Genomic DNA, 15444 nt, shown 5'->3' with positions numbered 1-15444 from the left:
GCTGTGGCCGGCCGCACCGGCGCATGGTCAGGCGCTGGAGCTCGTTCAGCGTGCCGCGGGTGCCGGCGTCTTGGGTGAGAACTCGCAGTAGCGCGCCACCTGGCACTGCCAGCAGCGCGGCCGGCGCGCCAGGCACACATAGCGCCCGTGCAGGATCAGCCAGTGGTGGGCATCCACGAGGTAGCGTGGCGGCACGCGTTCCAGCAGCTTTTTCTCCACCGCCAGCGGCGTCTTGCCCGGCGCCAGACCGGTGCGGTTGCTCACGCGGAAGATGTGCGTGTCCACCGCCATCGTCGGCTCGCCGAAGGCGACGTTGAGCACGACGTTGGCGGTCTTGCGGCCCACGCCGGGCAGGGCCTCGAGCGCCTCGCGCGTGCGCGGCACTTCGCCCCCGTGGCGCTCGACGAGGAGTCGGCAGGTCTCCAGCAGGTGCTTGGCCTTGTTGCGGTACAGCCCGATGGTCTTGATGTAGCCGCACAGGCCGTCATAGCCCAGGGCCAGGATCTGCTGCGGTGTGTGGGCCACGGCAAAGAGCTTGCGCGTGGCCTTGTTCACGCCCACGTCGGTGGCCTGGGCCGACAGCAGCACGGCCACCAGCAGCTCGAACACACTGGTGTATTCCAGCTCGGTGTTGGGCTGCGGGTTGGCGGCCTGAAGGGTGGCGAAGAAGGCGTCGATGTCTTGCGGCGTCATGGGCCGCGATTGTGCCTGCGCGGCCGTTCAGCCGCTGCGCCGCTGCCGGGCCTTGGCCAGGGCGGCTTCGATCACCGCACGCTTGCGTTCGATCTGCGCCGGGTCGGTGAGCCGGGTCTGGGTCTCCAGATGCTCGAGCTTGTGCCGGGCCTTGGCCTCCAGCCGGTCCTCGTGCTCGCGAGCCTCCCGGGCCCGCCGTTCCTGGTGCCAGGCGTAGCGGTGGCGGGCTTCCTGGGCCTGGGCCTCGCTCCAGGCTGCCCAGCCGGTGGCGGTCGTCACCGGGGTGAGCGAGATGCAATCGACCGGACAGGCCGGCACGCACAGCTCGCAGCCCGTGCACAGCTCGTCGATCACCGTGTGCATCTGCTTGTTCGTGCCGACGATGCAGTCCACCGGGCAGGCCTTGATGCACAGCGTGCAGCCGATACACCAGTCCTCATCGATGACGGCCAGCATGCGCGGACCTTCGAGGCCGTGGGCCGCTGACAGCGGTTGCACCGGCCGGCCGGTCAGGGCGGCCAGGCGCACGATGCCCTCGGCCCCGCCGGGCGGACACTGGTTGATGTCGGCCTCGCCGGCCGCGATCGCACGTGCATAGCCGGCGCAGTCCGGGTAGCCGCAGCGCGTGCATTGCGTCTGCGGCAGCAGGGCATCGATGTCGTCGGCGTGGACCGTGTTCACGTGGCAGCGGGGGTCTTGCGGCGTGCGCTGGTGCGCGTTGCAGCCGGCGGGGCCTCCAGGGGGTTGTGCTCGTGTTTGGCGATGAAATCGCGCACCACCGGATAGACGAGCTGGCGCCAGCGCTTTCCCGAGAAGATGCCGTAATGACCAGCGCCGGGCACCGTGAAGTGCGGCTGTTCGTCCTTCGGAATGCCCGTGCACAGCTCGTGCGCGGCTTGGGTTTGACCCGCGCCGGAAATGTCGTCCAGTTCGCCCTCGATGGTCAGCAGTGCCGTGGTGCGGATGTCCTGCGGGCGCACCAGTTCGCCGCGCACACGCCAGGTGCCGTTGACCAGCGCGAAGTCCTGGAACACCGTCTTGATCGTGTCGAGGTAGTACTCGGCCGGCATGTCCAGCACGGCGTTGTATTCGTCATAGAAGGCCCGGTGCGCCTCGGCGCTTTCATCGTCGCCGCGGATCAGGTCCATGAAGTAGTCGTAGTGCGAGCGCAGGTGGCGGTCGGGGTTCATCGCGACGAAGCCGGTGTGCTGCAGGAAGCCGGGGTAGACACGGCGGCCGGCACCGGGGTAGTTCGGCGGCACGCGGTAGATCACGTTGTGCTCGAACCACTCGTAGCTCTTGTTCATCGCCAGGTTGTTCACTGCGGTGGGCGAGCGCCGCGCGTCGATGGGCCCGCCCATCATCGTCATCGAGCGCGGCGTGCGCTCGCCGCGGCTGGCCATCAGCGAGATCGCCGCGAACACCGGCACCGTGGGCTGGCACACCGAGATCACGTGCACGTCCGGCCCGATGAAGCGGATGAACTCCTCGATGTATTCGACGTAGTCATCGAGGTGAAAGGGGCCGGCCTCCACCGGCACCATGCGCGCATCGATCCAGTCGGTGATGTAGACCTTGTGGTCCTGCAGCAGCGTGCGCACCGTGTCGCGCAGCAGTGTGGCGTGGTGGCCCGACAGCGGCGCCACCACCAGCACCACCGGCTGCTTCTTCATCTTCTCCAGCAGCGCGCCTTCGTCGGTGAAGCGCTTGAAGCGGATCAGCCGGCAAAAAGGCTTGGCCAGCGGCACCTGTTCCTGCACCGCCACGTCCACCCCGTCGACCTGGACGGTGTGGATCCCGAACTCGGGTTTCTCGTATTCCTTGGACAGCCGGTGCATCAGGTCCAGACCGGCGGCGACACGGTCGGACAGGGGCACATGGGCAAAGGGTGACAGCGGATGGCTGTAGAGCTTGGCAGCGGCGCTGGCGAACTCGGAAAAGGGACTGAGCAGAGCCCGTTGGGTCTCGTAGATCTGGTACAGCATGCGGCCCTCTTCGGTCAGGATGTTGGCGGGTGGCCTGGATCGTGCAGTGTGGGTTGCTGCACTGCATCATTCTAGGCGCGACAGGACGATCCTGTGTGAAGCCGGGCCTGGGGCAAACGCGCAGAAAGACGGTGAAAATGCGCCATTTCGGCGCATATCGCACCGAGATGTCGCCTGGGCGACATGATGGGCACCGACTCCGCGCCGGAGCCCCCCCGGGGGGGGGGGGGCTCGTTCAGAGCACCTTCGCGATGGCGCCCGCCACGTGGTCGATGTTCTTGCTGTTGAGCGCGGCCACGCAGATGCGGCCCGAGTCGACGCCGTAGACGCCGAACTCGCTGCGCAGGCGCTGCATCTGGGCCTGGCTCAGGCCCGAGTAGCTGAACATGCCGCGCTGCTGGGTGATGAAGCTCATGTCTTGTGTGACGCCGGCCGCCTTCAGGCGTTCGACCAGGGCGGTGCGCATGGCCTGGATGCGCTGGCGCATGCCGGCCAGCTCCTCTTCCCAGAGCTGGCGCAGGGCCGGGGTGGTCAGCACCGTGGTCACCACCTGGGCGCCATGGGTGGGCGGGTTGGAATAGTTGGTTCGGATCACGCGCTTGAGCTGGCTGAGCACCCGGTCGGCTTCTTCCTTGCTTTCGCACACCACGCTCAAGGCGCCCACCCGCTCGCCATACAGCGAGAAGCTCTTGGAGAACGAGGTGGAGACGAAGAAGTCGAGCCCGGCCGCCATGAACTGGCCGATCACCGCGCCGTCCTCGGCGATGCCGTCGCCGAAGCCCTGGTAGGCCATGTCCAGGAAGGGCACCAGGCCAGCCGCTTTCACGGCAGCGATCACCTCGGTCCATTGGGCCGGCGTGAGGTCGTAGCCGGTGGGGTTGTGGCAGCAGGCATGCAGCACGACGATGGTGCCCGCCGGGGCCCCTTCCAGCGCGGCGAGCATGCCGTCGAAGTTCACGCCGCGGCGTGCCGCATCGTAATAGGGGTAGGTGCCGACCTCGAAGCCGGCGCTCTCGAAGAGCGCGCGGTGGTTCTCCCAGCTCGGGTCGCTGATCAGCACCCGGGCCTTCGGGTTGAGCTTCTTCAGGAAGTCGGCCCCGATCTTCAGCCCGCCGGTGCCGCCCAGGCCTTGCACGGTGGCGATGCGAGCGGCCTTCACGGCGGCACTGTCGGCGCCGAAGACCAGGTCCTGCACGGCCTTGTCATAGGCGGCAATGCCGTCGATGGGCAGGTAGCCGCGGGCCTTGGGGGCTTCCAGCATCTGCTTTTCCGCGGCGGCCACACACTGCAGCAGCGGCAGCTTGCCGTTGTCGTCGTAGTAGACGCCCACGCCCAGGTTCACTTTGGCGGGGTTCGGATCGGCGTTGAATTGCTCGTTCAGCCCCAGGATGGGGTCGCGGGGCGCCATCTCGACGGTGGCAAAAAGGGAAGACATGGGCTGTCCTTGTCAGTGGAGTGAAATGCGGATCTGGGCTACGCTTTGCGATTGGGCCCTGACGCCCAGCAGACGGGAAAACCCGTATTTTAAGGTCGCCAAGCCCCCATGAACGACGTGAGCCTTGCCCACAACGCCCCGGCCGTCGCGGCCGTGGACAGCCCCGACGAGTCCCGCTTCGTCCGCTTCCCGGACTCCCCCTTCCAGCTCTACCAGCCCTACCCGCCGGCGGGCGACCAGCCTGCGGCCATCGAGGCCCTGGTCGAGGGGGTGCGCGACGGTCTGAGCTTCCAGACCCTGCTGGGCGTGACCGGCTCGGGCAAGACCTACACCATGGCCAACGTGATCGCCCGCCTGGGCCGCCCGGCCATCGTGTTCGCGCCCAACAAGACGCTCGCGGCGCAGCTGTACAGCGAGTTCCGCGAGTTCTTCCCACGCAATGCGGTGGAGTACTTCGTCAGCTACTACGACTACTATCAGCCCGAGGCCTATGTCCCGCAGCGCGACCTCTTCATCGAGAAGGACAGCTCGATCAACGAGCACATCGAGCAGATGCGCCTGTCGGCCACCAAGAGCCTGCTGGAGCGCCGCGACGTGGTGATCGTGGCCACCGTCTCGGCCATCTACGGCATCGGCAACCCCAGCGACTACCACCAGATGGTGATGACGCTGCGCGTGCGCGACAAGATGGGCCAGCGCGATGTGATCGCTCAGCTCGTGCGCATGCAGTACCAGCGCAACGAGACCGAGTTCTCGCGCGGCACCTTCCGCGTGCGCGGCGACACCATCGACGTCTTTCCGGCCGAACACTCCGAGCTGGCCCTGCGCATCGAGCTCTTTGACGACGAGGTCGAGTCGCTGCAGCTCTTCGACCCGCTGACCGGCCGCATCCGCCAGAAGATCCCGCGCTTCACGGTTTACCCGAGCAGCCATTACGTCACGCCGCGCGAGCGTGTGCTCGCGGCCATCGAGACCATCAAGGAGGAGCTGCGCCAGCGCCTGGACGAACTGGTGAAGGCCGGCAAGCTGGTCGAGGCTCAGCGCCTGGAGCAGCGCACCCGCTTTGACCTGGAGATGCTCCAGGAGGTGGGCCACTGCAAGGGCATCGAGAACTACACCCGCCATCTCTCGGGGGCGCGGCCGGGCGAGCCCCCGCCCACGCTGGTGGACTACCTGCCGCCCGATGCGCTGATGTTCCTCGACGAGAGCCACGTCCTCATCGGCCAGCTCGGTGGCATGTACAACGGTGACCGCTCGCGCAAGACCACGCTGGTCGAATATGGCTTTCGCCTGCCCTCGGCGCTGGACAACCGGCCGCTGAAGTTCGAGGAATTCGAGACCAAGATGCGCCAGGTCATCTTCGTGTCGGCCACCCCGGCCGACTACGAGCAGCGCACCTCGGGCCAGGTGGTCGAGCAGGTCGTGCGTCCTACCGGCCTCATCGACCCGGTGGTCGAGGTGCGCCCGGCCACCCACCAGGTGGACGATGTGCTGGGCGAGATCCGCCTGCGGGTGCAATCCGGCGAGCGCGTGCTCATCACCACCCTCACCAAGCGCATGGCCGAGCAGCTCACCGACTACCTGGCCGACAACGGCGTCAAGGTGCGCTACCTGCACTCCGACGTCGATACCGTCGAGCGCGTGGAGATCATCCGCGACCTGCGCCTGGGCAGCTTCGACGTGCTGGTGGGCATCAACCTGCTGCGCGAGGGCCTGGACATCCCCGAGGTGTCTCTGGTGGCCATCCTCGACGCAGACAAGGAGGGCTTCCTGCGCTCGGAGCGCTCGCTGATCCAGACCATCGGCCGGGCCGCGCGCAACCTCAATGGCAAGGCCATCCTCTATGCCGACCAGATCACCGACTCGATGAGGCGGGCCATCGACGAGACCGAGCGACGCCGCGCCAAGCAGCTCGCTCACAACCAGGCCCAGGGCATCACGCCGCGCAGCGTGGTCAAACAGGTCAAGGAGTTGATCGACGGCGTCTACTCCGACAAGTCCGGCAAGGACGACCTCAAGGCCGCCCAGGCCGTTGCCGAAGTCGAGACCCTGTCCGAGAAAGATCTGGGCAAGCGCATCAAGCAACTGGAACGGCAGATGCTCGAACATGCTCGCAATCTCGAATTCGAGAAAGCCGCCCGCGTGCGCGACCAGCTCGCCGTGCTCAAGGAGCAGGCCTTCGGCGCTGCCGTGGGCGATCCCATCGTGCCGCTGCGGTCGTGAACGGAGGACGCCCATGCCCAGCGTGAGCGTGCTCTTCGTGTGCACCGGCAACATCTGTCGCTCCCCCACTGCCGAGGCGGTGGTGCGCCATCGACTCGAAAGCGCCGGGCTGGCCGATCAGGTGCATCTCGACTCGGCGGGCACCCATGGCTACCATGTCGGCAGCCCGCCCGACCAACGATCACAAGCCCATGCGGCGCGCCGAGGCTACGATCTCAGTCGCCTGCGGGCGCGCCAGGTGCACGCGGCGGACTTCCAGCATTTCGATCTGATTTTGGCCATGGACCGGGGCCATTTGCGCTGGCTGCACGAGGCGTGTCCGCCATCCGAACGCCACCGGCTGCGGCTGATGATGGAATTTGCCCCTGCGCCGCGGCGCGAGGAGGTGCCTGACCCCTATTACGGCGGGCCGGCCGGCTTCGAGCTGGTGCTCGATTGCCTGGAGGCCGCGGCTCAAGGGTTGGTGGCGCATCTGCACGCGCGGCTGACATCGAACCTGGGGAACTTCCGGACCCAAACTTGACCAAAAAACTAGGCTTCAGGCATAATCGAGTAAATCACTCGGATTCAACCGAGGGTTAACCCGGACCGAAAAGCCTTGTTTGGGTTCAACCGTTTCGCCCCCCTGGGTGAAAGCACAAGGAGTTCGACATGCGTCTTACCACCAAAGGCCGCTTTGCCGTCACCGCCATGATCGATCTCGCGCTGCGAGAGCATCAGGGCCCGGTGGCCCTGGCCGCCATCAGCCAGCGCCAGCAAATCTCCTTGTCGTATTTGGAGCAACTGTTTGGCAAGCTGCGCCGCCACGAATTGGTCGAGAGCACCCGAGGCCCGGGCGGCGGCTACTCGCTGGGTCGCAAGGCCGAGGACATCACCGTTGCCGACATCATCGTCGCGGTGGACGAGCCGATCGACGCCACCGGTTGCGGTGGCAAGGAAAACTGCATGGGCGAGGACCAGGGCCGCTGCATGACCCACGACCTGTGGGCCAGCCTGAATGCGAAGATGATCGAATACCTCGACTCCATCACCCTGCGCAAACTGGTCGAAGATCAGCTCGCCCGCGGTGTGTCGATCGAGGAGCAGCCGGTCAAGCGGGCCATCTCCAGCCAGCCGGTCGTCAAGCCGATCAAGGTCAACGCCCCCAATTCGGTGTTTGCCCTGGGCAACGCCTTTTCGAAGTAAGCCCCGCACCCACGCCAGCAGGGGCTTTGCGGCCCCGCCTTGCAAGCCGACATGGACATGACCCCGCATTTCCCGATCTACATGGACTACGGCGCCACGACGCCGGTGGACCCGCGCGTGGTGGACGCGATGATCCCCTGGCTGCGTGAGCATTTCGGCAACCCGGCCTCGCGCAGCCATGCCTGGGGCTGGGAGGCAGAAGAAGCCGTCGAGAAGGCCCGCGCCCAGGTGGCCGAGCTGATCGGCGCTGATCCGCGCGAGATCGTCTGGACCTCCGGGGCCACCGAGTCGAACAACCTCGCGCTCAAAGGCGCGGCCCACTTCTACAAGGGCAAGGGCAAGCACCTGGTGACGGTCAAGACCGAACACAAGGCCGTGCTCGACACCATGCGCGAACTCGAACGCCAGGGCTTCGAGGTGACCTACCTCGACGTGCAGGAAGACGGCCTGCTCGACCTGGACCGCTTCAAGGACGCGCTACGCCCCGACACCATCTTGGTCTCGGTGATGTTCGTGAACAACGAGATCGGCGTGATCCAGGACATTCCGACCATTGGCGCGATGTGCCGCGAACGTGGCATCGTCTTCCACGTCGATGCGGCCCAGGCCACCGGCAAGGTCGAGATCGATCTGTCCACGTTGCCGGTGGACTTGATGAGCCTGGCTTCGCACAAGACCTACGGCCCCAAGGGCATCGGTGCGCTCTACGTGCGACGCAAGCCGCGGGTGCGCCTGGAGGCCCAGATGCACGGTGGCGGCCACGAGCGCGGCATGCGTTCGGGCACCTTGCCCACGCACCAGATCGTCGGCATGGGCGAGGCCTATCGCATCGCCAAGGCAGAGATGGGCACCGAGATCGAGCGCATCCGCATGCTGCAGCAGCGCCTGCTCAAGGGCCTTCAGGACATCGAGCAGGTCTTCATCAACGGCCATCTCGAAAAGCGCGTCCCGCACAACGTGAACGCCTCGTTCAACTTCGTCGAGGGCGAATCGTTGATCATGGGGATCAAGGGCATCGCGGTGTCCTCGGGTTCGGCCTGCACCTCGGCCAGCCTGGAGCCCAGCTATGTGCTGCGTGCGCTGGGCCGCAGCGACGAACTGGCGCATTCGAGCCTGCGCATCACCATCGGCCGTTTCACCACCGAGGAAGAGATCGACTACGCGGTGGCCACGCTCAAGGACCGTGTGGCCAAGCTGCGAGAATTGTCCCCGCTGTGGGAGATGTACCAGGACGGCGTGGATCTCAGCACGATCCAGTGGACCGCCCATTGACACAGTCAGAGCAGTAGTTGGAGAGCGACCATGGCATACAGCGACAAAGTCATCGACCATTACGAGAACCCGCGCAATGTCGGTTCCTTCGACAAGGGTGATTCCAACGTGGGCACCGGCATGGTGGGCGCCCCGGCCTGCGGTGACGTGATGAAGCTGCAGATCAAGGTCAATCCGGCCACCGGCGTGATCGAGGATGCCCGCTTCAAGACCTATGGCTGCGGCTCGGCGATCGCCTCGAGCTCGCTGGTTACCGAATGGGTCAAGGGCAAGACCCTGGACGAGGCCATGAACCTCAAGAACACCCAGATCGCCGAGGAACTCGCACTGCCCCCGGTGAAGATCCATTGCTCGATCCTGGCCGAAGATGCCATCAAGGCGGCGGTGAACGACTACAAGGCCAAGGCCGGGGCGGCCGCGGCGCAGACCCACTGACACCATGGCCGTGACCCTGACCGAGGCGGCAGCCCGCCACGTGGCCCGCTACCTGAGCCGTCGCGGCAAGGGGGTGGGCGTGCGCCTGGGCGTGAAGACCACCGGCTGCTCGGGGCTGGCCTACAAGCTCGAGTACGCCGACGAGGTGGCCCCCGAGGACCACGTCTTCGAGGGCCATGGCGTCAAGATCCTGGTGGATCCGAAGAGCCTGCCCTACCTGGAAGGCACCCAGCTCGATTTCGTGCGCGAGGGGCTGAACGAGGGCTTCAAATTCAACAATCCCAACGAGAAGGACCGCTGCGGCTGCGGAGAGTCCTTCCGCATCTGAGCGGCGCCTGATTCCATCGCGCTTGCCGGGCGGGCCGCGGCCCGCCCGGGATGCAGCGTGTCCTGCGGCCCTTCGACCATGAATCTCCAGGCCAACGACTTCGAGCTCTTCGGGCTGCCTGCGCGCCAGGCGCTGGACCGGGCAGAACTGGAGGCGCGCTGGAAGTCCCTCCAGGCCCGTGTGCATCCCGACCGTTTCGCCGCCGAGGGGGCTGCCGCTCAGCGCGCGGCGATGCAATGGGCCGTGCGGGTCAACGAGGCCTACCACCGCCTGAAGGACCCGCTGCGCCGCGCGGCCTACCTGTGCGAACTGCGCGGCGCCTCGATCGGGGCGCACAGCAACACGGCCATGCCGCACGACTTCCTGATGCAGCAGATGGCCTGGCGTGAGACGCTGGACGAGGCTGCCGACGAGGCCGCGCTGCGGGCCTTGGCCGAGGAGGTGCAGGCCGAGCGTGCCCACCGGCTTGCTGCACTGCAGGCCCTGCTGGACGAGCAGGGCGATGCCCAGGCGGCGGCAGACCAGGTCAGAGCCCTCATGTTCATCGAGCGCTTTGCCGAGGAGGTCGAGCGCCGCCTCGACGGCCTGGGACAATAGGCGCTGCTGGCTCCTGGCGCAGCCTCGCCCCGGGGCCCTATTCCGACACCACGCTTTTTCATGGCACTCCTGCAGATCTCCGAACCCGGCCTGTCGCCCGACCCGCATCAGCGGCGTTTGGCGGTGGGCATCGACCTGGGCACCACCCATTCGCTCGTGGCCGCGGTGCGCCATGGCGTGCCCGAGTGCCTGCCCGATGCCCAGGGCCGTGTGATCCTGCCCTCGGCCGTGCGCTATCTGGGGCAGGGGCGGCGCGCGATCGGCCACGAGGCGCTAGCGGCGCAGGGCCAGGACCCTGAGAACACCATCGTCTCGGTCAAGCGCTTCATGGGCCGGCGCCTGGCCGATATCGAGGGCCGCGAGAAGCTGCCCTACCACCTCATCGACCGGCCGGGCATGGTGGCGATCGCCACCCGCGAGGGCGAAAAGTCCCCGGTGGAGGTGTCTGCCGAGATCCTGGCCACACTGCGCCAGCGCGCCGAGGACAGCTTCGACGACGAGGTCTTCGGTGCGGTCATCACCGTGCCGGCCTATTTCGATGATGCCCAGCGCCAGGCCACGAAGGACGCGGCCCGGCTGGCCGGCCTGAACGTGCTGCGCCTGATCAACGAGCCGACGGCGGCGGCCATTGCCTACGGGCTGGAGCATGGCTCCGAGGGACTGTATGCCGTCTACGACCTGGGCGGCGGCACCTTCGACATCTCGCTGCTGCGCCTGTCCAAGGGGGTGTTCGAGGTCGTGGCCACCGCCGGCGATACCGCGCTGGGCGGGGACGACATCGACCACGCCTTGGCCGACTGGGCACTGGCCCAGGCGGGGCTGCTGGCGCGATCGGCGCAGGACAAGCGCGCGGTGCTGGTGGCTGCGCGCCGGGCCAAGGAAGCCCTGTCCTCGGTGGAACGCACGGTGATGCAATGCCCGGTGGGAGAGCGCGACCTGGAGCTGGCCGTCACGCGCGAGCAGCTCGAGGCGCTGGCCCGCCCGCTGGTGGAGCGCACGCTCGCCACGGTGCGCAAGGTGCTGCGTGATGCCAAGGCCCGGGTCGAGGACGTGCACGGCGTGGTGATGGTGGGAGGCTCCACCCGCATGCCCCTGGTGCGTCAGGCCGTGGGGGCCTGCTTCGGCCGCGACCCGCTCGTCAACCTCAATCCCGACGAGGTGGTGGCGCTGGGGGCGGCCATCCAGGCGCATGCGCTGGCCGGCAATGCGGGTGCGCAGGAGCTGTTGCTGCTCGACGTGATCCCGCTGTCGCTCGGGCTGGAGACCATGGGCGGGCTGGTGGAGCGCATCATCCCGCGCAACAGCACCATCCCCACCGCGCGGGCCCAGGACTTCACCACCTTCAAGGACGGCCAGACCGCCATGGCCATCCACGTGGTGCAGGGCGAGCGCGAGCAGGTCGAGCACTGTCGCTCGCTGGCGCGCTTCGAGCTGCGCGGCATCCCGCCGATGGCCGCCGGCGCGGCGCGCATCCGCGTGAGCTTTGCGGTGGATGCCGACGGGTTGCTGCAGGTGTCGGCCCGCGAGGAAACCTCGGGCGTGGAGGCGACCGTCAGCGTCAAGCCCAGCTATGGGCTGAGCGACGAGCAGATCGCCCGCATGCTCCAGGAAGGCTTTGCCACGGCCGAGGCCGACATGAAGGACCGGGCGCTGCGCGAAGCCCGCGTCGAAGCCGAACGCCTGCTGCTGGCCACGCAGTCGGCGCTGAACAAGGACGGCGACTTGCTGTCGCAGGCCGAGCGGCAGGCCATCGACGCCCTGATGCAGCGTCTGCGCGACGTGGCCGCCGGCGACGATCACCATGCGATCGAGGCGGCCGCCCAGGCGCTGGCCGAAGGCACCGAGGCCTTCGCCGCCGAGCGCATGAACCGCAGCATCCGCGATGCGCTGTCGGGCCGCCGGCTCGACGAGATCTGAAGTCCCCGCGAGAACCCCATGCCCGTCATCAAGATCCTGCCGCACAGCGAGTACTGCCCCGAAGGTGCCGAGATCGAGGCGCCTGCCGGCACCTCGATCTGCGAGGCATTGCTCGACCACGACATCGAGATCGAACACGCCTGCGAGATGAGTTGCGCCTGCACGACCTGCCACGTGATCGTGCGCGAGGGCTACGAGTCGCTCAACGAGCCCGACGAGAACGAGGAGGACATGCTCGACCGCGCCTGGGGACTGGAGCCGCAGTCGCGTCTGTCGTGCCAGGCCATCCTGGCACAGAAGGACGTGACCATCGAGATCCCGAAGTACTCGATCAACCACGCCAAGGAAAAGCACTGAACCGGCCGGGTCGAACCGGGATAATCGCGGCATGACCCGCCAGATCTTCTTCGACACCGAGACCACCGGCCTGAACCCCGAGGCGGGCGACCGCATCATCGAGATCGGCTGTGTGGAGTTCGTGAACCGGCGCCCCACCGGGAACAACAAGCACTTCTACATCAACCCCGAGCGGGCCAATCACGAGGATGCGGTCAAGATCCACGGCCTGACCGACGAATTCCTGGCCGACAAGCCGGTCTTCGCCGCCATCGTGGACGAGCTGATGGCCTACCTCGAGGGCGCCGAGGTGCTGATCCACAACGCCAGCTTCGACCTCGGCTTCATGGATGCCGAGCTGCGGCGCCTGGGCCGGCCGCGCTTCATCGAGCACCGCCTGACGGTGACCGACACGCTGCTGATGGCGCGCGAGATGTATCCGGGCAAGTCCAATTCGCTGGACGCGCTGTGCCGCAGGCTGGAGGTGGACAACTCCAACCGCAGCCTGCACGGGGCGCTGCTGGACGCGGGCCTGCTGGCCGAGGTCTATATCCAGATGACACGCGGCCAGGAGTCCTTGGTCATCGACGCCGACGAAGGCGGGACGGCGCACGTGGAGGTCGCTCGCATCGACCTGCGCCAGTTCACGCTGCCGGTGCTGGCCGCCACTGAGGCCGAAGCGGCGGCGCACGAGCAAGTGCTGGAAGAACTCGACAAATCTTCCAAAGGCAAGACACTCTGGCGAAAACTTATGGCATAATCTCGGTCTTTCGGGAGAACTGCACTGCAGCCTCCCATACCGGATCACCGGGTGGTTAGCTCAGCGGTAGAGCACTGCCTTCACACGGCAGGGGTCGCAGGTTCGAACCCTGCACCACCCACCAAACCTTCCAGGGCCTGGCCACGTGCCGGGCCCTGGGTCTTTTTGGGGCCTCGATCGGAGCGACCGCGTAGTTGCCACAGCCCCATCGGCGGTGCGGCCGGGCCACAATCGGGACATGCGTTACGTCACCAGCCGACCCGGCACCACCCCGGTGGTGCTCGATTCTCCGCACAGCGGCACCTGGTACCCGGACGACTTCGGCCATGCCTGCGACCTGGCCGTCCTGCGCCGTGCCGAGGACACCCATGTCGACAAGCTCTATGACTTCGCCCCCGGCCTGGGGGTGGGCTGGGTGGAGGCCCATTTCCCGCGCAGCTACCTCGATGTCAACCGCAACCTGACCGAGCTGGATGACACCCTCCTGGACGGCCCGTGGCCCGGCCCGGTGGAGGCCGGCCCGAAGGTGCGTCTGGGCAAGGGCCTGGTGTGGCGGCTCACCGATGATGGCGTGCCGCTGTACGACCGCAAGCTCAGCGTCGAGGAGGTGCGCCGTCGCATCGATCGCTGCTGGCATCCGTATCACGAGGCCCTGGCCCAGCAGGTCCAGGCGGCAGTGCTGCGCCACGGCTACTGCATCCACCTCAACTGTCACTCCATGCCAGCCGTGGCCTCGTCCCACGCCACCGACTTCCCCGGGATGGAGCACCCGGACTTCGTGATCGGTGACCGCGATGGCACCACGGCCAGCCCTGCGCTGACGCGCTGGATGGCCGACTATCTCCGGGCACAGGGACACAGCGTCAACATCAACCATCCCTACAAGGGCGTGGAGATCGTGCGTCGCCATGGTCTGCCGTCGCAGCACCGCCACTCCCTCCAGCTCGAGGTGAACCGCCAGCTCTACATGGACGAGCTCACGCTCGAGCCGCACGAAGGGTTCGGAGCGCTCAAGCTCCTGCTGCTGGACCTGGTGCGCGAACTGCTGGCGCTGGACCCAAGGCGGCTATGAGCGTGGATCGTGTCGATGCGGTGGTGGTGGGCGCAGGCGTGGTTGGTCTGGCCGCGGCCCGGGCTTTGGCCCTGCGCGGACTGGAGACCCTGGTGCTGGAGGCCGAGACGGCCATCGGCACCGGCACGAGTTCGCGCAACAGCGAGGTCATCCATGCCGGGCTCTATTACCCCGCAGGCTCGTGGAAGGCGCGGCTGTGCGTGACGGGCAAGGCCTGGCTGTACGACTACTGCACCCGCCGGGGCGTGATCCATCGGCGCTGTGGCAAGCTGGTGGTGGCCACCTCGGCCGAGCAACACGAGACCCTGCGGGCGCTGATGGCCCAGGCGGCGGCCAACGGCGTGCACGATCTGCGCTGGCTGACCGCCGACGAAGCCCGGGCCCTCGAGCCGGCGCTGGCCTGCACTGCGGCGGTGCTCTCACCTTCGACCGGCATCATCGACAGCCACGGCCTGATGCTGGCCCTGCAGGGGGATCTCGAGGCGGCGGGAGGGCTGGTGGCACTGGCGTCCCCGGTGCGGCGGGTGCGCCGCGTCGGCGACGGCTTCGAACTGGACGCCGGTGCTCAGGAGGTGAGTCGGCTGGGCACCCGCGTGCTGATCAATGCGGCCGGACTGTGGGCCCCGGCCCTGGCGGTGGACATTGAGGGCCTGCCGGCGGCCCAGGTGCCCCAGGCCTATTTTGCGAAGGGCAGCTACTACGCGCTGTCTGGACGCTGCCCGTTTTCGCGGTTGATTTACCCCGTGCCCGAGGCGGCCGGCCTGGGCGTGCACTTGACCCTGGATCTGGGCGGCCGGGCGCGTTTCGGCCCGGACGTGGAATGGGTGCAGCCCGACCCCGAGGGCCGTCTCGACTACCGCGTCGATCCGGCCCGTGCCGGTGCCTTCGAGGCCGAGATCCGCCGCTACTGGCCGGACCTGCCCGCAGGCAGCCTGCAGCCGGCCTACAGCGGCATCCGGCCGAAGATCCAGGCGCCGGGCGGGCCGGCCCGCGATTTCTGTCTGCACGGGCCCAGCGAGCACGGCCTGCCGGGGCTGGTCAATCTCTTCGGCATCGAGTCGCCTGGGCTGACGGCCTCGCTGGCGCTCGGTGAGGCCGCCGCGGCCTTGGCGCTGGGCGAGCCGATGCCGCAGCGGCTCAGCGGCTTTTGAGCGCCAGCGCCGCCTCGCGCACCAGGCCCGGGCCGCGGTAGATCAGTCCGGTGTA

16 protein-coding genes and 1 tRNA gene are annotated in these 15444 nt (G+C 67.4%); 13 read left to right on the top strand and 4 right to left on the bottom strand.

From position 1 onward, the window contains the following. Window positions 1–45: 45 nt before the first annotated feature. From nth to ACK42S_RS08980, 4 genes are all read right to left on the bottom strand, one after another. Window positions 46–693, bottom strand: coding sequence for an endonuclease III (gene nth / locus ACK42S_RS08995; RefSeq protein WP_409705904.1), 648 nt, complete (start codon window positions 691–693; stop codon window positions 46–48). A gap of 27 nt (window positions 694–720) precedes the next feature. Next, window positions 721–1374: an electron transport complex subunit RsxB gene (gene rsxB, locus ACK42S_RS08990; protein ID WP_409705901.1), complete on the bottom strand. Its 654-nt coding sequence runs from the start codon at window positions 1372–1374 to the stop codon at window positions 721–723. Next, window positions 1371–2678 (bottom strand): polyhydroxyalkanoate depolymerase, encoded by a 1308-nt coding sequence (locus ACK42S_RS08985; protein WP_409705898.1) that lies wholly within the window; start codon window positions 2676–2678, stop codon window positions 1371–1373. The genes rsxB and ACK42S_RS08985 overlap by 4 nt, the downstream gene beginning before the upstream one ends. A 235-nt stretch (window positions 2679–2913) precedes the next feature. Further along, a complete protein-coding gene (locus tag ACK42S_RS08980) occupies window positions 2914–4113 on the bottom strand; it encodes an amino acid aminotransferase (RefSeq protein ID WP_409705895.1) in 1200 nt (399 codons plus the stop codon). Between the two features lie 108 nt (window positions 4114–4221). On the opposite strand from ACK42S_RS08980, the gene uvrB reads away from it, so the two are divergent. The 13 genes from uvrB to ACK42S_RS08915 all read left to right on the top strand — a co-directional run bounded on the left by uvrB (window position 4222) and on the right by ACK42S_RS08915 (window position 15389). Further along, entirely contained in the window at window positions 4222–6336 is a 2115-nt protein-coding gene (gene uvrB / locus ACK42S_RS08975; protein WP_409705892.1) for an excinuclease ABC subunit UvrB, read from the top strand. A gap of 13 nt (window positions 6337–6349) precedes the next feature. After that, on the top strand, window positions 6350–6859 hold the full coding sequence (locus tag ACK42S_RS08970) for a low molecular weight protein-tyrosine-phosphatase (RefSeq protein ID WP_409705889.1): 510 nt from the start codon (window positions 6350–6352) through the stop codon (window positions 6857–6859). 128 nt (window positions 6860–6987) lie between these two features. Then, window positions 6988–7521, top strand: a complete 534-nt coding sequence (gene iscR, locus ACK42S_RS08965) for a Fe-S cluster assembly transcriptional regulator IscR (protein ID WP_019559624.1) — start codon at window positions 6988–6990, stop codon at window positions 7519–7521. Window positions 7522–7572: 51 nt separating this feature from the next. Beyond that, complete coding sequence (locus ACK42S_RS08960) at window positions 7573–8793, top strand: IscS subfamily cysteine desulfurase (RefSeq protein ID WP_409705886.1); 1221 nt, start codon at window positions 7573–7575, stop codon at window positions 8791–8793. A 30-nt stretch (window positions 8794–8823) separates the two neighbouring features. After that, complete coding sequence (iscU, locus tag ACK42S_RS08955; RefSeq protein WP_409705883.1) at window positions 8824–9228, top strand: Fe-S cluster assembly scaffold IscU; 405 nt, start codon at window positions 8824–8826, stop codon at window positions 9226–9228. A 4-nt stretch (window positions 9229–9232) separates the two neighbouring features. Then, window positions 9233–9556 carry an iron-sulfur cluster assembly protein IscA gene (gene iscA, locus ACK42S_RS08950; protein WP_409658839.1) on the top strand — a complete coding sequence of 108 codons (324 nt, stop codon included), beginning with the start codon at window positions 9233–9235 and terminating at the stop codon, window positions 9554–9556. Between the two features lie 78 nt (window positions 9557–9634). After that, window positions 9635–10153 (top strand): Fe-S protein assembly co-chaperone HscB, encoded by a 519-nt coding sequence (gene hscB, locus ACK42S_RS08945; RefSeq protein ID WP_409705880.1) that lies wholly within the window; start codon window positions 9635–9637, stop codon window positions 10151–10153. A gap of 60 nt (window positions 10154–10213) precedes the next feature. After that, on the top strand, window positions 10214–12070 hold the full coding sequence (gene hscA, locus ACK42S_RS08940) for a Fe-S protein assembly chaperone HscA (protein WP_409705876.1): 1857 nt from the start codon (window positions 10214–10216) through the stop codon (window positions 12068–12070). A gap of 18 nt (window positions 12071–12088) precedes the next feature. Beyond that, window positions 12089–12427 carry an ISC system 2Fe-2S type ferredoxin gene (gene fdx, locus ACK42S_RS08935; RefSeq protein ID WP_409705873.1) on the top strand — a complete coding sequence of 113 codons (339 nt, stop codon included), beginning with the start codon at window positions 12089–12091 and terminating at the stop codon, window positions 12425–12427. 31 nt (window positions 12428–12458) lie between these two features. Then, window positions 12459–13166 (top strand): DNA polymerase III subunit epsilon, encoded by a 708-nt coding sequence (gene dnaQ, locus ACK42S_RS08930; protein WP_409705870.1) that lies wholly within the window; start codon window positions 12459–12461, stop codon window positions 13164–13166. A 49-nt stretch (window positions 13167–13215) separates the two neighbouring features. Then, window positions 13216–13290: transfer RNA gene (locus tag ACK42S_RS08925), tRNA-Val, on the top strand. Window positions 13291–13404: 114 nt separating this feature from the next. Next, window positions 13405–14238: an N-formylglutamate amidohydrolase gene (locus tag ACK42S_RS08920; protein ID WP_409705867.1), complete on the top strand. Its 834-nt coding sequence runs from the start codon at window positions 13405–13407 to the stop codon at window positions 14236–14238. After that, complete coding sequence (locus tag ACK42S_RS08915) at window positions 14235–15389, top strand: NAD(P)/FAD-dependent oxidoreductase (protein WP_409705864.1); 1155 nt, start codon at window positions 14235–14237, stop codon at window positions 15387–15389. Before ACK42S_RS08920 ends, ACK42S_RS08915 begins: the two co-directional genes overlap by 4 nt. Window positions 15390–15444: the final 55 nt, after the last annotated feature.

Origin of the sequence: Caldimonas sp. (genome assembly GCF_046289365.1) — a bacterium.
GTDB lineage: Bacteria > Pseudomonadota > Gammaproteobacteria > Burkholderiales > Burkholderiaceae_C > Caldimonas.
The sequence above is the reverse complement of the archived record's forward strand: the minus strand, read 5'-3'. Positions and strand labels throughout refer to the sequence as shown.